The organism is Ciceribacter sp. L1K23 (assembly GCF_018122705.1).
Classification (GTDB): domain Bacteria; phylum Pseudomonadota; class Alphaproteobacteria; order Rhizobiales; family Rhizobiaceae; genus Allorhizobium.
Window position 1 is genome coordinate 1,307,758 of sequence record NZ_JAGRRC010000001.1, and the last position, 23,350, is coordinate 1,331,107.

Consider the following 23,350-nt stretch of genomic DNA (forward strand, 5'->3'; position numbering starts at 1 on the left):
TAGACCAAGCGGTGAGATGGCGAAACCGCCTTTTTGGGATCGGGACACCAAGAAAATGTGCTGCACTGCGAAAACTCTGCTTCCGGTTTAACCTTTGTTCAAACTTCGCTCGCAAAGCTGGCACTACCCGCATGAGGCGGGTTTATGCCCGTTCGACGACCGGCCGATGCATGGCTGCCGTCGGTTGATATTGCCGAGGGCCCTCATGAATTTTATCGATCGCCTCCTGCAGAGCCGCAGGATCGTCACCAAAGTATTGCTATTTGTTGTTCCTCTCGTTCTTCTGATGGCCGGCGTCGGACTTCTGGGTTACCGGACTGCCACGATGCTCAACGGCCATATGACGGTTACCCGCGCCACCATTGGCAACATCAGTGATCTCGAACGCGTGCAGCAGGGGTTGCAGGAGTTCAGCCTTGAGCCGACCGAAGGCAGCCGGGATGCTTTTCTCGCCGCAGTTGACGCTCAGCAGAGTGGCCTGACCGTGCTTGACGGCGTCATCGCCGAGCAGGCCGAACGCGCCGATCTTGAGGATCTGCGCGCGCTGCCGGAGCGGATGCGCCAGCAGGCCGCCACGATGTGGCAGACCGAAAGCGAGCGCGCGGCGCTCGATGCAGGGCTTGCCGAGGCGTTCGCGCAGCTCCAGGGCGACGGCCAGCAGATCGTCAAGCAGGTGGATTTCGTGCGCAAGGAGATTTCCGACAAGGAAACCTTTGCCAAGGAACTGCTGTTCGACGCATCCGGATACAAGATGCTGATCGACCGGCTCGGCAAGCTGCGCGCCGGCGTGCAGATGGCGTTCACGCCGGCCGAACAGATCGAGGAGGCGACGAAGTTCGCCGGCCCGGTCAACAAGGATATCGCGAAAGCCAAGGCGATTGCCTCGAAGAAGGGCATGGCCCTGATCACCGAGGTGGAGGGCGCCATGGGCAAGATCGATGCGCTGCTCCAGGGGAGCGAGCCGGAAGACGTCAAGGCGCAGGCTCTGTCGCGCGTCCTGTCCGAGCTGGTGCAGATCGAGCAGAAGATCACGCTGCAGGCCGCGAAGAACACCGATATCGCCGCTGACCGTTTCGTCGGCCTCAACAAGCTCGTCATCGACCAGCGCGAACTCATGAGCCTCGTGGATGCCGCCGCGCTGCAGATCGCGACACTTGAGCTGCGGATCCAGCAGATGCGCGGCAATCCGCAGGGCGAGACCCGCGCTGCCGTGCTCGCCAATCTTGCGTCGCTGACCGACATGGCGGGGCGGATTTCCGAACTCGGCGCGAAGAACGCTGCATTACGCGACTTTCCGCAGAAGATCGCGCCGCGGGTCGCGGCCATCGAGACGGGTTCGCAGGCGCTGCTTGACGCCGGCAAGGCGTGGGATGAACAGCGGCTTGCGACGAATGCGCAGGTTGCCGCCGCCATGGCTGCGCTGCGCGATTTCGTCAGCCAAGCCCAGGAAATTGGCAAGGAAGACAGCGAGCGGTCCGCGACGATCTCGGTGGTCACGATGGTCGTCGGCACGCTTCTGGCGATCGTCGGCGGCTTGATGCTGATCGAGACGCTGCGCGCGCCGCTCAAGCGCATCACCGGCGTCATGTCCAGGCTCGCAAGCGGCGATCTGTCGGTTCCGATTGACGGTCGCAATCGCGGCGACGAGATTGGCGACATGGTGCGGTCCGTCACGGTGTTCCGCGATGCCGCCCTTGAAAACCGCCGCTTGGAGGAGGAGGCCGCCGCCTCGCGGCAACGGTCGGCTGAAGAGAACGAGCAGCGCGCCCGCGAACGGGCGCAGGTCGAGGCGGACCAGAGAGCGGCGCTCGATGCGCTCTCCTCTGTTCTGGAGGCACTTGCGCGCGGCCAGTTGCATGCATCCATGCGCAACGATCTGCCGGCCGATTTCCGCGCCATGGCGACCACTTACAACCAGGCGGTCGAGGCGCTCCGGGCGACCATCGACGAGGTTCGCGGCGCCAGCAGCGACATCAATGCCGGCACGGAAAACCTCGCGGCTTCGGCCGACGATCTGGCGCGCCGCACCGAACAGCAGGCGGCCGCACTGGAGGAGAGCGTGCGCGCGCTCTCGCATCTCGGCGAAGTTGTGCGCTCCACCGCCGACGGTGCCGCACGGACGGCGCAATCGGTCACGGCTGCGCGCGAACATGCACGACAGTCGGGTGTCGTGGTTCGGCGGGCCGTCGATGCCATGGCCGCGATCAGCCAGTCGTCTGAGAAAATCTCGACGATCATCGGCGTCATCGACGAAATCTCGTTCCAGACAAACCTGCTGGCACTCAACGCCGGGGTCGAGGCTGCCCGTGCCGGAGAGGCGGGTCGCGGCTTTGCCGTCGTGGCCCAGGAAGTCCGCGATCTTGCCCAGCGCTGCGCCAATGCGGCGAAGGAGATCAAGTCGCTGATTTCCGTCAGTGGCGACCAAGTGAAGACCGGCGTCGAGCTCGTGGAAAACACCGGCGCTGCGCTACGGTCCATCATCGACCAGGTGGAAGAGGTTCAGGGGCTGGTGGAAACCATCTCGTCGGCAACCCGCGAACAGTCGACCGGCATCAGCGAGGTTACCAGCGCGGTGCGCGACGTCGAGCTGATCACCCAGCAGAACGCGGCGATGGTCGAGGAAAACAATGCCGAAATCCACGGGCTTCGCCAGCGCGTCGACGTATTGATGCAGAAGGTCGGGCATTTCCAGACCGAGACGCCCGGTATCGCGGAGACCGCGTTCCGCCGAAGCGCCTGAGGTACCTGCCGGCGGCGCTCAGCCGCCGGTGACGCTCATGTGGCGCGCGACAGCCGGGCGGCGATGCTCCCGGTCGATGATGAAGTCGTGGCCCTTCGGTTTGCGCAGGATCGCCTCGTCTATGACGCTGTGAAGGTAGGCGTCATCATCGGACGCCCTGAGCGCTGTCCGCAGATCCGCCGCGTCGTTCTGCCCCAGGCACATGTAGAGCGTTCCGGTGCAGGTGAGGCGGACGCGGTTGCAGCTCTCGCAGAAATTATGGGTCATCGGCGTGATGAAGCCCAGCCGTCCGCCCGTCTCTGCAACATCGACATAGCGGGCCGGTCCGCCAGTGCGGAAGAGGTTGTCCTTCAGAGTGAAGGTTTCGGCGAGCCGGGCCCGCACTTCGGAGAGTGGTAGATACTGGTCCGTGCGATCCTCGTCGATCTCGCCCATGGGCATGGTCTCGATCAGGGTCAGGTCCATGCCCCGGCCATGGGCGAAACGAAGCATTTCCGGCAATTCGTCCTCGTTGAAGCCCTTCAAGGCAACCGCGTTCAGCTTGACCTTCAGGCCGGCGGACTGGGCGGCCTCGATGCCTTCCATGACCTTGTCGAACTCGCCCCAGCGGGTAATCGCGCGGAACTTGGCCGGGTCAAGCGTGTCGAGGGAAACGTTGATGCGGCGGACGCCGCAGTCATAAAGCTCGGTGGCGAAGCGGGCAAGTTGCGAGCCGTTGGTCGTCAGCGTCAATTCATCCAGCGCGCCGGTCTCGATGTGCCTCCCCAGCTGCCGGACGAGATACATGATGTTCTTGCGTACCAGCGGCTCGCCGCCCGTCAGGCGCAGTTTGCGCACGCCCTTGGCGATGAAGGCGGAACAGAGCCTGTCCAGCTCTTCCAGCGTCAGCAGATCCTTCTTGGGAAGGAACGACATGTTCTCCGCCATGCAATAGGTGCAGCGGAAATCGCAACGGTCGGTGACGGAGACCCTGAGATAGGTCACCGCGCGTCCGAACGGGTCGATCATCGGTCCTTCGGCGGCGGCAAGAGGTTTTCCCTCCCGAAAGGCCGCGATGCTGTTGTCCAAGGCATGTCTCCCTAAGCTTGCGGCTAATCTGGGACTTGCGGGCAATCCGGTCAAGGAAGGGTACGTGCAATCGGTTCAAAATCTCTTGCGCGGCGGTCGTGCGGCGACTAGGTCTGCCTCTGAAAACTCGCGGGATATTGCGCTCATGACCGACATCTGGCCGACCGAACTCAAGGTTTCCAAGGACAGGCGAACCCTGACAGTCAGTTTCAATGACGGGGCGTCCTACGCGCTTCCGGCCGAAATGCTGCGGGTTCTGTCTCCCTCGGCGGAGGTCCAGGGTCACGGGCCGGGGCAGGGCGTTACCGTGCCCGGCAAACGCCTGGTTGCGATTTCGTCGATGACCCCCACCGGCAATTATGCGGTGCGCATCGGTTTCGACGACGGTCACGACAGCGGCATCTTCACCTGGATCTATCTCGGCGAGCTCGGGGAGAGTGGCGCTGAAAAATTCGCCGACTATGAGAAGGCACTTGCGGAAAAGGGGCTCAGCCGCGATCCTCGCTGACGACACGGGCGAGGGAGAGCGTCATGAGTACGGCACGACTGGAAGCATTCAGTGACGGGGTGCTTGCGATCGTTATCACCATCATGGTGCTGGAACTCAAGGTTCCGCACGGCGAGGACCTCGCTAATCTCATTCCGCTTCTACCGGTATTTCTCAGCTACGTGCTGAGCTTCGTCTATGTGGCGATCTACTGGAACAATCACCATCATCTCTTGACGTTCTGCGGGCGGACCACGGCGCGCGAGATGTGGGCCAATATGCATCTGCTGTTCTGGCTGTCTCTCGTGCCATTCGTCACCGGCTGGGTGGGTGAGTCGCATGGCGCCGCGATGCCGGCCGCCTGCTACGGCGCGGTCATGCTGATGGCGGCGATCGCCTACAAGATTCTCCAGGTGCAGATCATCAACTCGTCGTCCCGGCGGGACGCACTAAGATCGGCCCTTGGTCGGGACGTAAAAGGACTGATCTCGCCTTTCATATACGTGACGGCGATTGCTCTGGCCTTCGTGTCTCCGCTGATATCCTACGGTCTCTACGCGGTCGTCGCCCTGATGTGGATCGTGCCGGATCGACGTCTGGAGAAAGTTGTGGTTGATCACCGCAACTGAGCGTCAGCAGGCTAACTTTTCCTCGGACTGCAACCGGCGGGTCAGTGCCTCCATCACTTCGGCCATGGCAAGGCATTCTTCGAGCGGAGTGGCCGACAGCGTCGCTTCGATCAGCTCCGTCTGGATGACCATGGCCTTGCGGGTCAGCGCGTTGCCGCTCTCCGTCAAATAAAGCCGCAGGACGCGTTTGTCGGCCGGATCGCCGCGACGCTCCACCAGTCCGCGCTTTTCCATCTGCGGCAGCAGCATGCTCATGTTGGAGCGGCCGACCAGAAGCTTGCGGGCCAGTTCCTGCTGCGAGATGCCTTCGAAACGGTAGAGATTGACGAGAATGTCGAGATGCGGCGGCTTGATGTCGAGGGGTGCGAGCGACCGCGACAGGGCTTGTTGCATCATCTGGCAGGCGCGGCCGACGGCTATCCAGCTGCGAAATCGCGGATGATCCCAAGGCAGAACTTGATTTTCGTCCATATTTGTTCTTATTGTTCATAGTTGAACATATTTCCGGAGTCCCGACTATGCCACCGTTTCTGCTCAAGGTCACCCGTCTCGGAGTCGGCGGGCTTGGTGCGGTCGCGCCGGATCTGGCCGGCAGGCTTGCCTGGCGGCTGTTCCGTCGAACCCCGTCCCGCCGGCCGGCAGGCGAGAAGGCCCGCAAGGCGTTCGATGAGGGCGTGCGGACGCTCGCCAGCGCGCAGCGTGTCGCGGTCCCGACCGGCTCGGGCGCCGTCATGACGTACAGGCTTTCGTGCCACGACGCGCCACGGGTCCTGATCATCCACGGCTGGGGATCGCGGGCGGAATATCTGGCCGGTCTGGCTTCGGGGTTGCGCGCCAGCGGCCTCGACGTCACCGTCCTCGATCTGCCAGGCCATGGGCGATCCTACGGAAGAGCGCTCGACATGCGGCTGGCGGCCGAGGCGATCGCGGCGGTCGAAAAGACGCTCGGGCCGTTCGACGCGGCGGTCGGCCATTCCTTCGGTGGCGCGTCGCTGCTGGTTGCTGCCGGAGGGATTTTCCCGGGCATTGAGGCGGTGCGGGCGCCGAGGCTCGCTGTTCTCGGCGCACCATCGCAAATTGAGTTCATCTTCGAGGATTTCTTCGCCATGGTGGGGCTGCCGCCCAAGGCGCAGAGGCGTCTTTTCGGCCACGCGGAGCGCAGGGTCGGGACGACGCTGGAGGCGTTTGACACCGTTACAATCGCCCGCCGCCTGGGACGCCCTTTGCTGGTGATCCATGCCGAGGACGACAAGGAGGTCCATCCCCGCCACGCCCGCAGATACGAAGGTTTAGGTGAACATGTTCGCCTCGAATGGGCGAACGGTCACGGTCACCGGCGCATCGTCAGCGCCCCGGAGGTCATCGCAGCCGTCGCCGCCTTCGCCCATGGAGATGCAGCGACAGAGGCGGTGGCCGGTCGTCATGAAACTGATATGGTCGGGCGATAGCAGCAGGGAGACACCCCAAGGGAGGCGCATCCGACATGACCATTCTTCGCAGCGTGGAAGAGCTCAAGGCGATCTATGACGGTGTCAGCGAAGCATCTGTGGTCAAGGTCACCGCGTCTCTCACGCCTGCATACAGGCAGATGATCGAAGCCTCTCCGTTCGTGGCGCTGGCAACCATCGGCCCGGAGGGCATGGACTGTTCTCCGCGCGGCGACGATGGCAGCGTCGTCCGCGTCGAAAGCCCGACACGGCTCGCGCTGCCGGACTGGCGCGGCAACAACCGGATCGATTCGCTCCTCAACATCGTGCGCGATCCGCGCGTTGCCCTGATGTTCCTGGTCCCGGGCTCGAACACGGCCATGCGCGTCAACGGCAAGGCCGTCGTATCCGTCGATCCGGACCTTCTCGCGAGCTTCGAGATGGAGGGAAAACACCCCCGCAGCGTCGTGCTGATCGAGATCGATGAGGTCTATTTCCAGTGCGCGCGCGCGCTGATCCGATCGCAACTCTGGAACCCGCAGCGTTACGCCGATCCGAAGAGCCTGCCAACGCCCGGCGATCTCCTGCAGGCGGCGAAAGCCGATTTCGACAAGGAAACCTATGACAGGCAGTGGCCGGAGCGGGCCGCCAAAACGATGTGGTAATCGTCGGTTCAGCGGCGATAGATCAACCAGCTCTTCGTGAAATCCTTCTGCATGCCGGCTTCGAACACCTTGGTGCGGTTTCGTCCGGCATGTTTGGCGCAGTAGAGCGCGATATCGGCCTTGCTGTAGAGGTCGCCCGCATCTTCCGCTTCTCCTGCCATGCAGTAGCCGAGAGAAATGGTGATCGGGCCGTAGTTGACGCCGGACTTCGAGTTCTTGAACGGCGTGGACTCGAGCGCTGTTCGAACGCGCTCGCAGATTTGCTGGATTTCTTCCGCGCCCAGTCCGTCAACGATGACGGCGAATTCCTCGCCGCCGGTCCGGGCGATGAAGCTGTCCTTGCGCACATGGTTGCGGATCACGGTGGCGACGGTGGCGAGCACCTTGTCGCCGACGGGATGGCCGAAACTGTCATTAACGCGCTTGAAATGATCGATGTCGATCAGGATGAGGCCGGTGAGCCCGGCGCTGCCGTCGTAGACCGTGGCAAGTCGGTCGTCGAAGGCGCGGCGGTTTGACAGACGGGTGAGAGAATCGGTGTTGGCGATCCGCTTGTATTCGTCGAGCTCTTTGCGCACCATGTCCATTTCGTGGGACTTGCGCGTGACGCTTTCAACGGTCTGTTCTCCGTGGGCCATGGTGCCCTCGGTTGCTTCCGTCAGAATGGTGATTGCGCTTCTGAGAATATCGGCGCTTGCGTTGTTCTTCGAATTGATGCGCGAATAGGTTTCGCCGAGAAGGCGGCTGTAGCTTTCCAGCGAATTCTGTTCCTGGCGCAGCAGGCGAAGCAGGCTGTCCAGTTCGGCGGCGATCCGGTCGTGCGCAGTCTCCACCATTCGCCCATGCTGCGAAGAGAAATACTGCTGGCCGATGGCGTCGAGCTCTTCCTGGGTCGCCTGGCTTCCGAGTGCCGCCAGTTCGCGGCTGAGCGCCGGATTGGACCCTATGTAGGCTTCGTAAAAAAGCTCGTAATTGCGCGGGATCGGGGCAATGCCCATGGAACGCATGGCATAGCTGATCTGTGCGCCAATGTCCGGATTCATACCCTTCGGCGTCGTTGCCGTGGCCATCCGCATGCCCCCAAATTCTTAAACCGCATTCGCTTAATGGTTACGGTAAAATTGTTTGAAAAGTTTTAATGGAGATTACCCCAGTTGTGGTTCAGTAATTCTTGGGTGTCTCAGCAAAAATCCAATCAAGTGATTGTCTTTATTTGAATTTTTGGGTGCCGGGCAAAGTCTTGCCGCTTTGCCCGGCACGTACCCGATTCATCCAAGGTTGAATTCCTGGAAGAAATCATTGCCCTTGTCGTCGGTCACGATGAAGGCGGGGAAGTCCTCGACCTCGATTTTCCAGACCGCCTCCATGCCGAGTTCCGGATATTCGAGCACCTCAACCTTCCTGATGCAGTCCTGTGCTAGGCGGGCGGCGGGGCCGCCGATCGAGCCGAGGTAGAAGCCGCCATGCGTCTTGCAGGCCTCGCGGACCGCGCGGGACCGGTTGCCCTTGGCAAGCATCACCATGGAACCGCCGAAGGACTGGAACTGGTCGACATAGCTGTCCATGCGTCCGGCGGTCGTCGGGCCGAAGGAGCCGGAGGCGTAGCCAGCAGGGGTCTTGGCCGGGCCGGCGTAGTAGACCGGGTGGTTCTTCATGTAGTCGGGCATGCCTTCGCCCTTTTCCAGCCGTTCCCTGATCTTCGAATGAGCCAGGTCGCGGGCGACGATGATCGTGCCTGTCAGCGACAGCCGCGTCTTGACCGGATGCTTCGTCAGTTCGGCCAGAATGGCGCTCATCGGCTGGTTGAGGTCGATCTTCACGACAGAGGAGGAGAGGGCGCTTTCGTCGATATCAGGCATGTATTTCGACGGATCGGCTTCCAGCTGCTCGATATAGATGCCATCCTTCGTGATCTTGCCCTTCGCCTGGCGGTCGGCGGAACAGCTGACACCGAGCCCGATCGGCAGCGAGGCGCCGTGGCGGGGCAGGCGGATGACGCGGACGTCATGACAGAAATACTTGCCGCCGAACTGGGCGCCGACGCCCATCGACTGGGTGAGCTTGTGGATTTCTTTCTCCATCTCGATGTCGCGGAAGGCGTGGCCGCCTTCGGAGCCTTCGGTCGGCAGGTCGTCGAGGTAGCGCGCCGAAGCAAGCTTGACCGTCTTCAGCGTCATCTCCGCCGAGAGGCCGCCGATGACGATCGCCAAGTGGTAGGGGGGACAGGCCGCCGTACCTAGCGTCAGGATCTTCTCCTTGAGGAAGTCGATCATCCGGTCGTGGGTCAGCAGCGAGGGCGTGCCCTGGTAGAGGAAGGTCTTGTTGGCCGAGCCGCCGCCCTTGGCCATGAACAGGAACTTGTAGGCGTCCTCGCCCTCCTCGTAGATGTCTATTTGTGCTGGCAGGTTGGTCTTCGTGTTCTTTTCCTCGAACATCTTCAGCGGCGCGAGCTGCGAGTAGCGCAGGTTCTTGCGCTCATAGGCATCGCGCACGCCCTGGGCGAGCGCCTCGTAATCGCCGCCCTCGGTCCAGACGCGGCGGCCTTTCTTGGCCATCACGATCGCGGTGCCGGTATCCTGGCACATCGGCAGGATGCCGCCGGCGGCGATATTGGCGTTCTTCAGCAGGTCATAGGCGACGAAACGGTCATTATCGGTGGCTTCCGGGTCTTCGAGGATCGACGCCAGCTGTTTGAGGTGGCCCGGGCGCAAGAGATGGTTGATGTCGGCCATCGCGGTTTCGGCAAGAAGGCGGATGCCTTCCGGATCGACGGTCAGGATGTCCTTGCCGTTGAAGCTGGTCGTCGACACGTAGTCCGACGTGATCTTGCGGTAGGGGGTCTGGTCTTCGCCAAGCGGGAAGAGATCGTCAGCCATGGATGCGAGCCTTTCGTGCGGACGCGGAAAATCGCCGTGGTTTAGGATTATCGCGGCGGAAATTCAATGAGCCGAAAGCCTATGGCCCCGGCCGGTCAGGACGATCACATAGCATTCCTTTTTTAGGATATTCATAATGTCTGTCATGACATGAGGGGTGACGGCAGACGACGAGCGGAGACAGGAATGAGCATGACGACGCAGCAATCACCGGTGTGGCACCAGACGATGATTTTCAGGATATTCGTGGTCAGCTTCGTCTGCATCCACCTGCCGCTGCTGGCGCTGGCCGCCCTGTTCTTCTCGCGCGGCTTGGCTGAGGACCTTGCGGCATTCTGGACCGTGCTCGGGGCCACTCTGGTCGGCACTGTCGTCTGCCTCGGGCTGATGTGGAAGATCGTTTCACCAATCCGCCGGCTTTCCAAGGCCATTTCCGTCTACCGCGCGACCGGTCATCTCAGCGAAAGCAGGCTCGACAAGCGCGGAAATAGCGAGATCGGGATCGTTACGCGCGGCGTCTGCGGCCTCGTTGGCGAGATCGCCGTTTTGGGAGAGCAGGTGACCGAGCGCGCCATGCGCGACCCCTTGACCGGACTAGCGAACGCGCGCGGCATCTATGACATGGGCGATGAGCGGCTGGCGGAGGTCGTCCTCGGCCAGGGAAAGCTGAGCGTCGTCGTCTTCGACCTCGACCGATACGGCGACATCCGCCGCCGGCATGGCCGCGAGGCGGCCGACAGGGCTCTGGTCGTCGTCGGCGACATCGTTCGCGGTGTCCTTGGCCCCGCCGATCTTGGCGGACGCCTGTCGGAGAAGACGTTTGCGCTGGTCCTGGTGGGGGCGAACCAGAAGGACGCGCGCGAACGGGCGGAAGCCCTGCGCGCTACTCTCGAGACCGCCTCGACGAACGCCGTGGAGCAGGGCTCGTTGATTTCGAGCTTTGGCGTTGCGACGCGGGCCTCGAAAAACCCGTCGATCGCCGAACTCATTCACGCGGCGGATATGGCTGTCTACCGCGCGAAGGAAACCGGACGAAACCGTGTCGAGGTGAGCACGGTCTGACGCTCACCTCGCCGAGATGTGACGCGGCTTACTTCGGACCGATCATCAGTTCCGGCCGCACCAGCTGGTCGAACTCCTCGTTCGTCAGGTAACCGCCGCCGACCGCTTCCTCGCGCAGCGTCGTGCCGTTCTTGTGGGCTGTCTTGGCGATCTTCGCGCAGGTGTCGTAGCCGAGACGCGAGTTCAGCGCCGTGACCAGCATCAGCGAATTCTCGACGCCCTTCCTGATATTGTCCTCGCGGGCTTGGATGCCGACGACGCAATTGTCGGTGAAGGAGATCGCGGCGTCGCCGAGCAACTGTACCGACTGCAGGAAATTGTAGGCCATCATCGGATTGTAGACGTTGAGCTCGAAATGGCCCTGGCTGCCGGCGAAGGTGATGGCCGCCTGGTTGCCGAAGATGTGGGCGCAGACCTGAGTCATCGCCTCCGACTGGGTCGGGTTGACCTTGCCGGGCATGATCGACGAGCCCGGTTCGTTTTCCGGCAGGGCCAGCTCGCCGAGTCCGGCGCGGGGACCGGAGCCGAGGAAGCGGATGTCGTTTGCGATCTTGAAGCAGGCGGCGGCCGCGGCGTTGATGGCGCCATGGGCAAAGACCATTGCGTCATGGGCGGCGAGCGCCTCGAACTTGTTGGGCGCGGTCACGAACGGCATGCCGGTAATCCTGGCGATTTCCTCTGCGACCTTTTCGGCGAAGCCCACAGGAGCATTGAGGCCGGTGCCGACGGCCGTGCCGCCCTGTGCGAGTTCCAGCAGTCCGCCCATGGTGTCGCCGATGCGCTTGATCGCCGAATGCACCTGGGCTGCATAGCCGCCGAACTCCTGACCCAACGTGAGCGGCGTCGCGTCCTGCGTATGGGTGCGGCCGATCTTGATGATGTGCGCGAAGGCCTGCGACTTCGCCTCCAGCGCCTTGTGCATATGGGTGAGAGCCGGGATCAGGTGATGGGCGATCTGCTCGGCGCAGGCGATGTGCATGGCCGTCGGATAGGTATCATTCGACGACTGGCTCATGTTGACGTGGTCGTTGGGGTGGACCGGCTTCTTCGAGCCCATCTCGCCGCCCAGCATTTCGATGGCGCGGTTGGAGATCACCTCGTTGGCATTCATGTTGGACTGGGTGCCGGACCCGGTCTGCCAGACGACCAGCGGGAAATGGTCGTCGAGCTTGCCGTCGATCACCTCCTGCGCGGCGTCCACGATCACATTGCCGATCTTCGGATCGAGAACGCCGAGCGCCATGTTGGCGCGGGCGGCCGCCTGCTTGACGATGCCGAGCGCACGAACGACCGACAGCGGCTGCTTTTCCCAGCCGATCTTGAAGTTGCCGCGCGAGCGTTCGGCTTGCGCGCCCCAGTAGCGGTCGGCCGCCACGTCGATCGGGCCAAAGGTGTCGGTTTCGGTGCGTGTCGTCGTCATGAAGTGTCTCCGTCACAGAAATTGCAGGCCATCGCCTTATCACAACGGCCTGCCGGTCGGCGATACGATGAAGCGGTTAATTTGATGTCTGCAGTCATCTTATCGTTTTTCGCTCACGCGCTGGCGGCGTTCCGAGGTCACCGAGGAATGCTGTGGATTTTACGGTCCAGATTAACTTTGCATTAACTGGCGGCCCTTTTACAATCGTTGGCCTGTGACGAGCACCGTGGCCGTCTCACGGACAAGTGACAAATTAGCCGACGGGTGTTGCAGGCTTTGCCTTTTCAACCTTTCGCCTATCCGCTAACTGGAGCATTCAGCTCCAAACTTCGATTCAGCCTTCGCCTAGATCCGTCGGGGAATGACATTGCCTAAGTTCAAGACACCATTCGTTTGGGCCTCGGCCCTGTCCATTTCCCTGATTGCGAGCACCGCCCTCGTTGCGGATGCCCACGCGACCACGCTGATGGACCTTCTGCGCGGCGGCCCCGGCAAGTCGACAGAGAGGAATGCTGAAAAGCGTCCCACGCTTTTCGGCGGCTCCTCGTCCGCTGCCGCGCCGATGCTCGACGGCGATCCCGAACCGCTGCCGAAGGTGAGCGGACCGCGTTACTACACCTACAAGACCGAGGCGCAGCGGCCGATCAAGATCGCTTTGCCCGCCGTCTCCGCACCGGCTGCGACCGACACCGACGTGACGACCGGCTCGGTTGCGCCTGTTTCCGACGTTCGGGCGGCCCTTGCCGAGACTAAGGTTCTGGCGACCGACGACGTCGCCAAGGCGGTCGAGGCTTATTATGCCTCCGGCAAGCCGTTGATCTGGGTCGAAGGCGATGCGGTTACCGAAAAGGCGAAATCGGCGATGTCGGCGCTGGCTGCCGCAGGCGATGTCGGTCTGGATGCGTCCGACTACCTGGTCAGCCCTCCCGAAGCCACGCTCGCCGGTGCCGATATCGATGCCCAGCGCCGCGCCCTGGCACGGTTCGAGCTGATGCTGTCGGCCAAGGTCGTCGCCTATGTTCAGGACACGGTGCGCGGTCGGATCGACCCGAACAAGCTCTCCGGTTACCATGACTTCAAGCGCAAGCCGGTCAACCTCGGACCTGTGCTCAACATGCTGCGGCTCAGCCCCGATGTCGCGGCCTATCTGCGGAACCGTGACCCGTCCAGCCCGCAATTCGCGGCTTTGAAGAGCGAACTTGTTAAGCTGCGTGCCGCGGAAGCCTCGTCGGGTCCGTCGATCGTGATCGCCAGCGGCACGCTGCTGAAGCCGGGCCAGACAAGCGCCGAACTGCGCAATGTCGTCGCGGCGCTGCGCAAGAACGGATCGGAGGCGATGAAGGCTGCGCATGCCGCGACGCTTTCAGCCTATGTCGATGGTCAGGATTACACGCCAGAACTCGTCGCTGCCGTCGAGGATTTCCAGAAGGAAGCCGGCCTGAAGCCGGATGGCGTCATTGGCCCCGCCACGATCCGCGCGCTCGTCGGGCACAGCAATGCCGAGAAGATTTCCAAGCTCGTGATCGCCATGGAGCAGTTGCGCTGGCTTCCTGCCGATCTCGGCTCGCGCTACGTCTTCATCAACCAGCCGGCCTATCGTGTCTATTATGTCAATGATGGACGCGAGCAGCTGTCGATGCGCGTCGTCGTCGGCTCGCGCGCCAACCAGACCTATTTCTTCCAGGACAAGATCGAGACCGTCGAGGTCAATCCCTATTGGGGCGTGCCGCAGTCAATCATCGTCAACGAGATGCTGCCGAAGCTGCGCCAGGATCCGACGTATCTCGATCGTCTCGGCTATGAAGTGAGCTACAAGGGCCGAACCGTCGCATCGAGCCAGGTCGACTGGAACTCTACCCATAGCGTCGACGTCCGTCAGCCGCCGGGCGGCGGCAATGCGCTTGGCGAGCTGAAGATCCTGTTCCCCAACAGCCACGCGATCTACATGCACGACACGCCGCAAAAGAGCTTCTTCCAGCGTGACGTTCGGGCGCTCAGCCATGGCTGCGTGCGCCTTGCCGAACCGCGGGTGATGGCGGCGGCGGTGCTCGGCACGAGCGTCGAGGACGTCGGCCGGGAGATCGCCCAGGGTCGCAACAAGGCGATCCCGGTCAAGGGCGACATTCCGGTCTACGTGTCCTATTTCACGGCATGGCCGAACAAGGACGGTCAGGTCGAGTTCTTCGACGACGTCTATGGTCGCGACGAGCACACGATGAAGGCGTTCGAGGCCACCACCAAGGCACGCGAAGCCCAGGGCTGACGCCCTGGCTCAACGGCTTCAGGCGAGAAGAGCTTCGACCAGTTCCGATGTCAGCTGGTCGAAGTGACCGATGATGCGGTCGGCGCCGAGTGTGTCGACCGGAACGTCCGAATACCCGAACGGCACGGCGATCGAAGGCATTCGGGCATTCTGGGCCGCCAGAATGTCGTTGACGCTGTCGCCGACCATGATCGCACGGCGGGGATCGCCGCCCGCCTTTTCAACCGTCGAGACGATATGCGCCCCATCCGGTTTGCGGGTGGGGAAGGTGTCGCCGCCCGCTATCGCGGCGAAACGATCGCCAAGGCCGAGCTTTGCGATCAGCGGAACGGCAAGGCGCTCCATCTTGTTGGTGCATACCGCCAACCGGTAGCCGGCAGCCGTCAGCCGGTCGAGGGCGTCGACGACCCCCGGAAAGGGGAGGCTTTCGCCCGGCATATGCGCGGAATAGTGGTCGATGAAACGGTCGAGAAGGGCTGGCAGTTCGCTATCCGCCAGGGGTGCTTCACGCAGCCTGAAGGCGCGCTCGATCATCACCTTGGCGCCCTGTCCGACGAGATGAGTTATGTCCTGGTAGCCGACAGGCGCCAGACCGACAGCGGCGATCGTGTGGTTCAGGCTGTGCATCAGGTCCGGAGCGGTATCCACCAGCGTTCCGTCGAGGTCGAATACGATTGTGGTGACTGTCACGGCGCGGCCTTTCGAAGCGTTTCATGGTCTGCGCGTACGTCACGCATGCCCGAAATGCAAGGCGCGCGAGGGTGGCAAAAGGGGCTTTCGTTTGGCGGGCGAGGCGTGTAAACAGCTTGCGACGAAACAGACGGAGTATCCGGCGCATGGACGCCCGCCAGATGAAGATCAAGGCCGCCGAGGCGGCGCTGTCGCATGTCGAGGACGGCATGCGGCTCGGGATCGGGACTGGGTCGACCGCCGAAGAATTCGTCCGGTTGCTGGCGGAAAAGGTCGCGTCGGGCCTCAAGGTGGAGGGCGTTCCGACATCGGAACGTACCGCTCGTCTGTGTGTCGAACTCGGCGTGCCGCTGAAATCGCTCGACGAACTCCCCGAACTCGACCTGACCATCGACGGCGCCGACGAGGTGGATCGCTCGTTGCGTCTCATCAAGGGTGGCGGTGGCGCTCTGCTGCGCGAGAAGATCGTCGCTGCGGCCTCCTCGCGGATGATCGTCATCGCCGACGAGACGAAGATGGTCGACACGCTGGGCGCATTCCCGTTGCCGATCGAGATCAATCCCTTCGGTCAGGTGGCGACGCGGATCGCTGTCGAGAAGGTGGCCGCCCGGCTCGGTTTGAGCGGCGAAATCGCCCCGCGGAAGTCGGGCGATGACCCTTTCATGACGGATGGCGGGCACCTGATCCTTGATGCATCTTTTGGCCGTATTCCTGATGCAGAGGCGCTCGGAGCTTCGCTGAACGCGATTCCGGGGGTCGTCGAGCACGGGCTTTTCATCAATCTGGCTGCGCTTGCGATCATCGCCGGTCCGTCCGGCGCGCGCACGGTCGAGAGACAAAAATAAACAGGAGCAATGAGTTTCATGTTCACGAAAACGGGCTTCGGCCGCGCCGTATCGGTCGCTATCGTCATCAGCGGACTTGCCCTTGGTGCCTCGGCCCGGGCGCAAGACGTGCCGGAAGAACATGTGCAGGCTGCGCGCGCCGCGATCAGCGCGCTGGGCCTGACGAACCAGTTCGACAACATCCTGCCGACGCTTGCTGAAAGGCTGAAGCGCGAACTTATCCTCAACTATCCGAACCTTGAGGATCAGATCTCCGCTACGGTCGACCAGACGGCGCTGTCGCTGGCCCCGCGTCGTGCCGATCTGGAGCGCGAAGCGGCGCTGGTCTACGCCAAGTCGTTCAGCGTCGAGGAACTGAAGGCGATCGCCGACTTCTACGGCAGCGAAACGGGCAAGAAGCTCCTGAAGGACGGTCCGATCGCGGCGCGCGAAATGCTGAAGGCCGCCGACATCTGGGCATCGGGCATCCAGCGTGACCTCAGCACCAAGACCAACGAGGAAATGCTGAAGCTCGTGCCGACGCAGCAGCCGGCGGACGGGGCGGCCGCCGAGGGGACCGCGGCTCCGGCCAATCCCTGATCGTCTTGCAAATCAAGGCCCGGGACACCATGTCCGGGCCTTCTTTCCAATGGCCGCCTGAGAAGGGCGGCTTTTCACGTTGTTAATCCGGAGATGACCATGACCCAGTTCGACTACGACCTTTTCGTAATCGGCGGCGGCTCCGGCGGTGTACGCTCCGCCCGGCTCGCCGCGGCCATGGGCAAGAGGGTGGCCATCGCCGAGGAGTACCGGTTCGGCGGCACCTGCGTCATCCGCGGCTGCGTGCCGAAGAAGCTTTTCGTCTACGCATCTCAGTTTCACGAGCATTTCGAAGACGCCCGCGGCTATGGCTGGACGGTCGGCGACACTTCGTTCTCCTGGAAGGCGCTGATCGAGGCGAAGGACAGGGAAATCGCCCGGCTTGAGGGTCTCTACCGCAAGGGGTTGGAAAACGCCGGTGCGGAAATCCTCGAGACGCGGGCGGAACTGGTTGGGCCGCACAACATCAGGCTCGTGAAGAGCGGCAAGGTGGTGACGGCCGAGCGCATCGTCATCGCCGTCGGCGGTTCGGCCAATCCGCACGCCTCGCTGCCGGGATACGAGCTCTGCATCACCTCCAACGATGCCTTCCATCTGGAGGAACTGCCCCGCTCGATCGTGATCGCCGGCGGTGGCTATATCGCGGTGGAATTCGCCAATATCTTCCACGGCCTCGGCGTCGATACGACACTGATCTATCGGGGCAAGGAAATCCTGTCGCGCTTCGATCAGGACATGCGTCACGGGCTGCACGAGGCGATGGAAGCCAAGGGTATTCGCATCCTCTGCGAGGATATCATCACCAAGGTCAGCCGTACCGCCGCCGGCGGCCTGCTGGCCGAGACGAAAAACAACGGCCACCTGTCCACCGATCAGGTGATGCTGGCGCTTGGCCGCGATCCGAACACCGCCGGTCTCGGCCTCGAGGCCGCGGGCGTGGCGGTCAATGATCGTGGTGCGGTCATCGTCGACGAATATTCCCGCACCAACGTGCCGAACATCTACGCGCTCGGCGACGTGACGGACCGGGTGCAGCTGACCCCCGTCGCCATCCACGAGGCGATGTGCTTCATTGAGACCGAATACAAGAACAATCCAACCGCACCGGACCACGATCTGATCGCCACCGCCGTCTTCTCGCAGCCGGAAATCGGCACCGTTGGGCTGAGCGAGGAGGATGCGGCGAAGCGCTTCGAGGAGATCGAGGTCTATCGCGCCCAGTTCCGGCCGATGAAGGCGACGCTCTCCGGGCGGCAGGAAAAGATGATCATGAAGCTGATCGTCAACGCTGCGGACCGCAAGGTGGTGGGTGCCCATATCCTCGGTCACGACGCCGGCGAGATGGCGCAGCTTCTTGGCGTTTCGCTGAAGGCGGGCGTCACCAAGGACGATTTCGACCGCACCATGGCCGTTCACCCGACGGCGGCGGAAGAATTGGTGACGATGTATAGCCCCACCTACCGCGTCCGGAACGGGGAGCGGGTCTAGGCACGGAAAGCGCTGCGTTTCCGTTGCGATGCAGCATCTTTTTTGATGGCTTTTGCCGGAGAAGGGGTGTCGAATCGGACAGCGGGCGTCGCACTGCGGCTTTGCAAGACCCGATTAACCGTCTATAAGCCGCCCATTCAAAAAGCCGGATATGCCGGCCCGATCGACAACAGGTGATGACATGGCACAGAACTGGACCCCGAACAGCTGGAGGCAAAAGCCGATCAAGCAGGTTCCGGCCTATCCGGATGCTGCCGCGCTGGCGGCCGCGGAAGGGCGGCTCGCAAGCTTTCCGCCGCTCGTTTTCGCGGGTGAGGCACGCCGCCTGAAGAAGCAGCTTGCCGAAGTGGCGGAAGGCAATGCCTTCCTGCTGCAGGGCGGCGACTGCGCCGAGAGCTTCGCCGAACACGGCGCCGACAATATCCGCGACTTCTTCCGCGCCTTCCTGCAGATGGCTGTCGTCTTGACCTTCGGCGCCCAGCTGCCGGTCGTCAAGGTCGGCCGTATTGCCGGCCAGTTCGCCAAGCCGCGGTCGTCCGATTTCGAGAAGTCCGGTGACACCGAACTGCCGAGCTACCGGGGCGACATCATCAACGGCATCGAGTTCACGCCGGAATCGCGCATTCCGAATCCGGAACGGCAGATCATGGCCTACCGCCAGTCCGCCGCGACGCTCAACCTGCTGCGCGCCTTCGCGATGGGTGGCTATGCCAACCTGGAAAACGTCCACCAGTGGATGCTGGGCTTCATCAAGGACTCGCCCCAGGCGGAACGCTACCGTAAGCTCGCCGACCGCATTTCCGAGACCATGGATTTCATGCGGGCGATCGGGATTTCGTCGGAAAACAATCCGAGCCTGCGCGAGACCGATTTCTTCACCAGCCATGAAGCTTTGCTTCTCGGTTACGAGGAAGCGATGACCCGGGTGGATTCCACCACCGGCGACTGGTACGCGACGTCCGGCCACATGCTGTGGATCGGCGACCGGACGCGTCAGCCGGATCATGCGCATGTCGAATACTTCCGCGGCATCAAGAACCCGATCGGCCTGAAATGCGGTCCGTCGCTGACGGCTGACGGCTTGCTCGAGCTCATCGACGCGCTGAACCCGGCAAACGAGGCCGGCCGCCTGACGCTGATCTGCCGCTTCGGCTACGACAAGGTCGCCGACCATCTGCCGAAGCTGATCCGCGCCGTCGAGAAGGAAGGCCGCAAGGTCGTCTGGTCGTGCGATCCGATGCACGGCAACACGATCACGCTCAACAACTACAAAACCCGCCCGTTCGAGCGCGTTCTGTCGGAAGTCGAGAGCTTCTTCCAGATCCACCGGGCCGAGGGTTCGCATCCGGGCGGCATCCATATCGAGATGACCGGCAAGGACGTGACCGAGTGCACTGGCGGCGCCCGTCCGGTCACGGCGGAAGCCCTGCAGGATCGCTACCACACCCATTGCGACCCGCGCCTCAACGCCGACCAGGCGCTGGAACTGGCCTTCCTGCTGGCCGAGCGGATGAAGAGCGGCCGCGACGAAAAGCGGATGATGGTCGCCAACGGCTGATGGCCGGTGAAAACGGCTGAAGCTAAGCTTCACCGCTTTTAAGTTGACGGACCGGGCCGGCATGGAAATGCTGGCCCGGTTTTCGTTTGAGGGGAGTGAGGGATGAACGATGAGCATCGCGGCGGCTGCCTGTGCGGCGCGGTCCGGTTTTCAACGCGAGGGCCGTTGCGCGAGGTGATCGCCTGCCATTGTTCGCAATGCCGCAAGCAGACGGGGCTCTACTATGCCGCGACCAATGTGGCGCGCGACAGGATCGAGGTGGAGGGCGCCGACAATGTCACATGGTATCGCGCCAGCGATACGGCAAGCCGGGGCTTCTGCCGGGTCTGCGGGTCGGCGCTGTTCTGGCAGGGCGATGGCGAGGACTATGTGTCCGTGATGGCCGGTGCCTTCGAGCAGCCGAGCGGCCTGTCGATCGGCTACCACATCTTCTGCGCCGACAAGGGTGATTTCTACGAGATCGACGACGGCAAGCCGCGCTATCCGCAGGGGTGCACGGCCTAGCCGGATGCACCCGGTGCGGCTGTCCAACGATTGTCGTCCAAGCGCGAGCTTGCCTCGTGGAACGCCGCGTCGACGGCTGCGAACTTGGCCGACTGCCACTGGAAATAGTCGTGCAGGAACGAGCGCGAGAACCACATGTGCCCCCGACGACGCGGTTGCTCCCAGCCGATCAGCCCGTCGTCCTCGCTTTTCTTGAACATGCGCTTCAGATTGGTGGTGGAGAGCATGTACTTGTCGCTCAGCGTCGACAGCGCCAGCGGGGCGATCTCGGTCGTTTCCGCCTGCGGATCGTAGTGTTCGATGCGGGTGATCAAGTCGTGCAGGACCATGCCGCCATAGTCGGACCAGAGGAAGTTGCCGATACTGTCGGGCGGATCGCGCCAAAGGGGGTCTTCCGACAGGCGTTCGGCGATCATCGGCTGGGCCAGCCGGAAGATCCGTCCGTCGGCAAGGCTCCGCTGCTGGCGGGTGCCGCCGTCCAGACGGTCGAGGCACGCCAGGTGGCCATTGAACCAGCTGAGCATGGCGTCATAGGCCGCTTCCGTCGTCTCGAGCACGCGCACGCGGCGGTCGGGGACGTCAGGCACGTCGCGGAGAAACTTGTAGGCGACCAGTTCGGCCAGATAGGCGGTCGCGGTGTTCCGGCTCGCGGCCGCAAGCCGCATTACGGTGTCGACGAAGCGGGTGGCCGTCAGCCCCGACAGCGGATCGTCGTCGCGGCGCTGCAGGCTCAGCGCGAAAAGCGAATGCGTCATCAGCCACTTGCGGTGCGAGGCCTTGAGGCGCGACAGGCGCGGCGTGCGATCGTGGATGGCGATGAGATGCAGCGCGATCTGGCGCTCGATTTCCGCGAACAGCGGATGGGACTGGATATCCTCGCGGTCCAGGGGGCGGGATTGCGGCGCGGCAACGGCTTCGATTTTCAGCATCATCGGTCAGATCACAAGGCACGGAACAGCCGTGCGGAAGCGCAGGGTCAGACTACGGACAGCCCGCCACTCGATATCAACGGGCGATACCCGAAAAAGTCAACTGATATGCATTATTATGATAAACAAGCTACTTTAGTGATGCCGGAAGGACAACCTCACGTGCTTGGTTGCAGCTCGCCCAGTTCCGGGAAATAGCGTTCCCCGGCGTGGGCCTTGCCGAACATCATATCGTATTGCAGCAGGCCGTAATTCTTCAGCAGCGGATCACGGTCGGCGCCGTTTATCTGCCAGTCGGGATAACCGCGGCCCTCGCGGTCGATCAGCTGGTGACGGTCGACCACGGCATAGCGGTTCTGAACATCGCGCAGCAGGCCGGTATAGAACGGATGGCGGAAACCCGTCAGGCGGACGACGTGGTAGGGCAACTGCGACGGGCTGATCGATCCGAGGTCCTTCTGCACGCCGCGCCTGGACGACCAGACGACAAGCGGTGTCTCATGCTCGCGCGCCATGATCGCAGGCGAGGCCTTGCGGGTGGCAACGGGCTTTTCCATGTAGCCGGTCTGGGTGTAGACGTCGCCCATCGGCGGCAGGTGGTCGCCGAAGAGCACGATGATCGTTTCGCGCTTGCGCTTCTTCGCCCAGTCCATCAGCCGCTTGAGGCTGTCGTCGGCCTCGCGCACGCCCTGCGCATAGGTTGCGAGGGAAGCATGAGCTGACGGCGAGAGCACGTCGCTCTCCACGCCTACCGTGTTCTTGACATAGCGGTTCGCCTCATAAGGTCCATGACCCTGCAGCGTCACGGCGAAGAAGAAGAACGGCGCGCTGCTGCGATCGGCCTCGCGGATCAGGCTGTCGGTAAGCGAGGCATCGGAGGCGAAGATGCCGCGCTTTTCCATTGCCGGCAGATTTTCCTCCGACAGGAAGCTTTCGAAGCCGAGGTGGCTATAGACGCTGCCGCGGTTCCAGAACCAGCTCTGGAAGGGGTGAAAGGCCTTGGCCACATATCCCTTGGAGCGGAAGAAGGTGGCGAGCGAGGGAAGCTCGCCCCGGATATATTGCTGGTAGGGAATGCTGCCATAGGGCAGGAAGGCGTTCGAAAAACCGGTCAGAGCCTCGAACTCGACATTGGCGGTCATGCCGCCGAATTCCGGCGAGAATACCTGGCCCGACTGGTTGGCGCGGATGACCGGCATCGGATCCTTGGAGAGCTCGACATTCGACAGTCGCGTCGGGTCCCACAGCGATTCACTCATGACGACGATCACGTCTGGCTGACGGCTCGGGGAATAGCCGTAGACATTGCCGGGCGAGGGGATCATGTCGATCGCTTCGGCGCCATATCCCTCGGGGGCGGTGACATTCGTCATCGGCACGTTGAAGGCAAAGGCGAGCAGGAAGCCGTTGTGGCGATAGTTTTCCTGCTGATCCCACATCATCGGGATCATGTTCAGCCGGTCGCGCAGCTCGTAGAAGCGGGTGTAATCGAGCAGCGGGACGAAGGCCACAAGAAGCGGCACGGCAACGACAAGCCGCAGAGCCCGGCCGCCTATGGGAATGGCGTTGAAATTGCGCCGGCCGAAGATCCACATGTAGACCAGGAGGGCGCAGACGACGAGAAGGCCGATCCCGGCCGCCACGGCCTTCAGCGGCTGGGCTGCGGCCATCACGGGCAGCAGTTCGGCGATCTGCCGGCCGAACAGCATGTCGCTTGGGTAGAGTGGGTCGGACAGATAGAGCTGCTTCTGGCTGGAGAAGAAGGCAAGCAGCAGAGCGGCCGGGAAAAGGACCAGCGCGGCCTGGTGCGCGCGGCCGAACAGCGCGTCGAGCCCGAGGAAGACGAGGAACAGCACGCCGACGACCGCGAGACCCGGGCGATCCGGGGCCAGGAGATAGTTGCCGATGTCGACGATGCTGCCACGGGAGATCCATTCGGTGACGAAAACCAGAAGCAGCGCGAGCGCTCCGGATATCGCCATGCGGCTGGCGCAACGGATGACAAACCGCGCATTGCCGACCTCGAGCGAGCGGCCATTCGCCGGCATGGCGGCGGTCACAGCGGTGGTGTCGGAGGCAGTGTCGGCCAACTCGGTTCTCCAGCGATGGTTCGGATTGGC

General features: G+C 62.7%; 20 protein-coding genes. 12 read left to right on the forward strand and 8 right to left on the reverse strand.

The window, feature by feature from the left end; genetic code table 11:
* The first annotated feature begins 205 nt into the window (after positions 1 to 205).
* Complete coding sequence (locus J5J10_RS06040) at positions 206 to 2,740, forward strand: HAMP domain-containing methyl-accepting chemotaxis protein (RefSeq protein WP_211929218.1); 2,535 nt, start codon at positions 206 to 208, stop codon at positions 2,738 to 2,740.
* An 18-nt stretch (positions 2,741 to 2,758) separates the two neighbouring features.
* Here the strand turns inward: J5J10_RS06040 and moaA are convergent, their stop codons facing one another.
* On the reverse strand, positions 2,759 to 3,748 hold the full coding sequence (gene moaA, locus J5J10_RS06045) for a GTP 3',8-cyclase MoaA (protein ID WP_211931153.1): 990 nt from the start codon (positions 3,746 to 3,748) through the stop codon (positions 2,759 to 2,761).
* Positions 3,749 to 3,953: 205 nt separating this feature from the next.
* Between moaA and J5J10_RS06050 the strand changes: the two genes are divergently transcribed.
* Positions 3,954 to 4,316: a DUF971 domain-containing protein gene (locus J5J10_RS06050; protein ID WP_211929219.1), complete on the forward strand. Its 363-nt coding sequence runs from the start codon at positions 3,954 to 3,956 to the stop codon at positions 4,314 to 4,316.
* Positions 4,317 to 4,339: 23 nt separating this feature from the next.
* Complete coding sequence (locus J5J10_RS06055) at positions 4,340 to 4,924, forward strand: TMEM175 family protein (RefSeq protein ID WP_211929220.1); 585 nt, start codon at positions 4,340 to 4,342, stop codon at positions 4,922 to 4,924.
* Positions 4,925 to 4,927: 3 nt separating this feature from the next.
* On the opposite strand, the gene J5J10_RS06060 is transcribed toward J5J10_RS06055, so the two are convergent.
* A complete protein-coding gene (locus tag J5J10_RS06060) occupies positions 4,928 to 5,395 on the reverse strand; it encodes a MarR family transcriptional regulator (RefSeq protein WP_211929221.1) in 468 nt (155 codons plus the stop codon).
* 47 nt (positions 5,396 to 5,442) lie between these two features.
* Here J5J10_RS06060 and J5J10_RS06065 point away from each other — a divergent pair, with 47 nt between their 5' ends.
* Together J5J10_RS06065 and J5J10_RS06070 are read left to right on the forward strand one after the other, a co-directional pair.
* The gene (locus J5J10_RS06065) at positions 5,443 to 6,372 is read left to right on the forward strand and encodes an alpha/beta fold hydrolase (RefSeq protein ID WP_211929222.1); all 930 of its coding nucleotides are present in this window, start codon (positions 5,443 to 5,445) and stop codon (positions 6,370 to 6,372) included.
* A 35-nt stretch (positions 6,373 to 6,407) separates the two neighbouring features.
* Positions 6,408 to 7,016, forward strand: a complete 609-nt coding sequence (locus J5J10_RS06070) for a pyridoxamine 5'-phosphate oxidase family protein (RefSeq protein ID WP_211929223.1) — start codon at positions 6,408 to 6,410, stop codon at positions 7,014 to 7,016.
* An 8-nt stretch (positions 7,017 to 7,024) separates the two neighbouring features.
* Here the strand turns inward: J5J10_RS06070 and J5J10_RS06075 are convergent, their stop codons facing one another.
* Both J5J10_RS06075 and J5J10_RS06080 read right to left on the reverse strand, forming a co-directional pair.
* The gene (locus J5J10_RS06075; protein ID WP_211929224.1) at positions 7,025 to 8,086 is read right to left on the reverse strand and encodes a GGDEF domain-containing protein; all 1,062 of its coding nucleotides are present in this window, start codon (positions 8,084 to 8,086) and stop codon (positions 7,025 to 7,027) included.
* A 198-nt stretch (positions 8,087 to 8,284) separates the two neighbouring features.
* Entirely contained in the window at positions 8,285 to 9,892 is a 1,608-nt protein-coding gene (locus tag J5J10_RS06080; RefSeq protein ID WP_211929225.1) for a fumarate hydratase, read from the reverse strand.
* A 186-nt stretch (positions 9,893 to 10,078) separates the two neighbouring features.
* Between J5J10_RS06080 and J5J10_RS06085 the strand changes: the two genes are divergently transcribed.
* A complete protein-coding gene (locus J5J10_RS06085) occupies positions 10,079 to 10,954 on the forward strand; it encodes a GGDEF domain-containing protein (protein WP_211929226.1) in 876 nt (291 codons plus the stop codon).
* A gap of 28 nt (positions 10,955 to 10,982) precedes the next feature.
* Here J5J10_RS06085 and fumC read toward each other — a convergent pair whose 3' ends face one another.
* Positions 10,983 to 12,374 (reverse strand): class II fumarate hydratase, encoded by a 1,392-nt coding sequence (gene fumC / locus J5J10_RS06090; protein WP_211929227.1) that lies wholly within the window; start codon positions 12,372 to 12,374, stop codon positions 10,983 to 10,985.
* 367 nt (positions 12,375 to 12,741) lie between these two features.
* On the opposite strand from fumC, the gene J5J10_RS06095 reads away from it, so the two are divergent.
* Positions 12,742 to 14,637, forward strand: coding sequence for a L,D-transpeptidase family protein (locus J5J10_RS06095; protein WP_249116683.1), 1,896 nt, complete (start codon positions 12,742 to 12,744; stop codon positions 14,635 to 14,637).
* 18 nt (positions 14,638 to 14,655) lie between these two features.
* Here J5J10_RS06095 and J5J10_RS06100 read toward each other — a convergent pair whose 3' ends face one another.
* On the reverse strand, positions 14,656 to 15,327 hold the full coding sequence (locus J5J10_RS06100) for an HAD family hydrolase (RefSeq protein WP_211929229.1): 672 nt from the start codon (positions 15,325 to 15,327) through the stop codon (positions 14,656 to 14,658).
* Between the two features lie 146 nt (positions 15,328 to 15,473).
* Here J5J10_RS06100 and rpiA point away from each other — a divergent pair, with 146 nt between their 5' ends.
* The 5 genes from rpiA to J5J10_RS06125 all read left to right on the forward strand — a co-directional run bounded on the left by rpiA (position 15,474) and on the right by J5J10_RS06125 (position 20,301).
* A complete protein-coding gene (gene rpiA, locus J5J10_RS06105; protein ID WP_211929230.1) occupies positions 15,474 to 16,172 on the forward strand; it encodes a ribose-5-phosphate isomerase RpiA in 699 nt (232 codons plus the stop codon).
* Positions 16,173 to 16,190: 18 nt separating this feature from the next.
* Positions 16,191 to 16,751, forward strand: coding sequence for a DUF2059 domain-containing protein (locus tag J5J10_RS06110; RefSeq protein ID WP_208551339.1), 561 nt, complete (start codon positions 16,191 to 16,193; stop codon positions 16,749 to 16,751).
* A gap of 99 nt (positions 16,752 to 16,850) precedes the next feature.
* Positions 16,851 to 18,239 carry a glutathione-disulfide reductase gene (gene gor / locus J5J10_RS06115; protein WP_211929231.1) on the forward strand — a complete coding sequence of 463 codons (1,389 nt, stop codon included), beginning with the start codon at positions 16,851 to 16,853 and terminating at the stop codon, positions 18,237 to 18,239.
* A gap of 181 nt (positions 18,240 to 18,420) precedes the next feature.
* Positions 18,421 to 19,797 carry a 3-deoxy-7-phosphoheptulonate synthase class II gene (locus J5J10_RS06120; protein ID WP_208551337.1) on the forward strand — a complete coding sequence of 459 codons (1,377 nt, stop codon included), beginning with the start codon at positions 18,421 to 18,423 and terminating at the stop codon, positions 19,795 to 19,797.
* 102 nt (positions 19,798 to 19,899) lie between these two features.
* A complete protein-coding gene (locus tag J5J10_RS06125) occupies positions 19,900 to 20,301 on the forward strand; it encodes a GFA family protein (RefSeq protein ID WP_211929232.1) in 402 nt (133 codons plus the stop codon).
* Here J5J10_RS06125 and J5J10_RS06130 read toward each other — a convergent pair.
* Together J5J10_RS06130 and J5J10_RS06135 are read right to left on the reverse strand one after the other, a co-directional pair.
* A complete protein-coding gene (locus J5J10_RS06130) occupies positions 20,298 to 21,233 on the reverse strand; it encodes a hypothetical protein (RefSeq protein WP_249116684.1) in 936 nt (311 codons plus the stop codon). The two genes, J5J10_RS06125 and J5J10_RS06130, sit on opposite strands and share 4 nt — an antisense overlap.
* Positions 21,234 to 21,388: 155 nt before the next feature.
* Complete coding sequence (locus J5J10_RS06135) at positions 21,389 to 23,320, reverse strand: LTA synthase family protein (protein ID WP_249116685.1); 1,932 nt, start codon at positions 23,318 to 23,320, stop codon at positions 21,389 to 21,391.
* Between the last annotated feature and the right edge of the window lie 30 nt (positions 23,321 to 23,350).

Coding starts and splice junctions, on each gene's coding strand:
- J5J10_RS06040 (WP_211929218.1), top strand. CDS start 206: ATGAATTTTATCGATCGCCTCCTGCAGAGCCGCAGGATCGTCACCAAA.
- moaA (WP_211931153.1), bottom strand. CDS start 3,748: ATGATCGACCCGTTCGGACGCGCGGTGACCTATCTCAGGGTCTCCGTC.
- J5J10_RS06050 (WP_211929219.1), top strand. CDS start 3,954: ATGACCGACATCTGGCCGACCGAACTCAAGGTTTCCAAGGACAGGCGA.
- J5J10_RS06055 (WP_211929220.1), top strand. CDS start 4,340: ATGAGTACGGCACGACTGGAAGCATTCAGTGACGGGGTGCTTGCGATC.
- J5J10_RS06060 (WP_211929221.1), bottom strand. CDS start 5,395: ATGGACGAAAATCAAGTTCTGCCTTGGGATCATCCGCGATTTCGCAGC.
- J5J10_RS06065 (WP_211929222.1), top strand. CDS start 5,443: ATGCCACCGTTTCTGCTCAAGGTCACCCGTCTCGGAGTCGGCGGGCTT.
- J5J10_RS06070 (WP_211929223.1), top strand. CDS start 6,408: ATGACCATTCTTCGCAGCGTGGAAGAGCTCAAGGCGATCTATGACGGT.
- J5J10_RS06075 (WP_211929224.1), bottom strand. CDS start 8,086: ATGGCCACGGCAACGACGCCGAAGGGTATGAATCCGGACATTGGCGCA.
- J5J10_RS06080 (WP_211929225.1), bottom strand. CDS start 9,892: ATGGCTGACGATCTCTTCCCGCTTGGCGAAGACCAGACCCCCTACCGC.
- J5J10_RS06085 (WP_211929226.1), top strand. CDS start 10,079: ATGAGCATGACGACGCAGCAATCACCGGTGTGGCACCAGACGATGATT.
- fumC (WP_211929227.1), bottom strand. CDS start 12,374: ATGACGACGACACGCACCGAAACCGACACCTTTGGCCCGATCGACGTG.
- rpiA (WP_211929230.1), top strand. CDS start 15,474: ATGGACGCCCGCCAGATGAAGATCAAGGCCGCCGAGGCGGCGCTGTCG.
- J5J10_RS06110 (WP_208551339.1), top strand. CDS start 16,191: ATGTTCACGAAAACGGGCTTCGGCCGCGCCGTATCGGTCGCTATCGTC.
- gor (WP_211929231.1), top strand. CDS start 16,851: ATGACCCAGTTCGACTACGACCTTTTCGTAATCGGCGGCGGCTCCGGC.
- J5J10_RS06120 (WP_208551337.1), top strand. CDS start 18,421: ATGGCACAGAACTGGACCCCGAACAGCTGGAGGCAAAAGCCGATCAAG.
- J5J10_RS06125 (WP_211929232.1), top strand. CDS start 19,900: ATGAACGATGAGCATCGCGGCGGCTGCCTGTGCGGCGCGGTCCGGTTT.
- J5J10_RS06130 (WP_249116684.1), bottom strand. CDS start 21,233: ATGATGCTGAAAATCGAAGCCGTTGCCGCGCCGCAATCCCGCCCCCTG.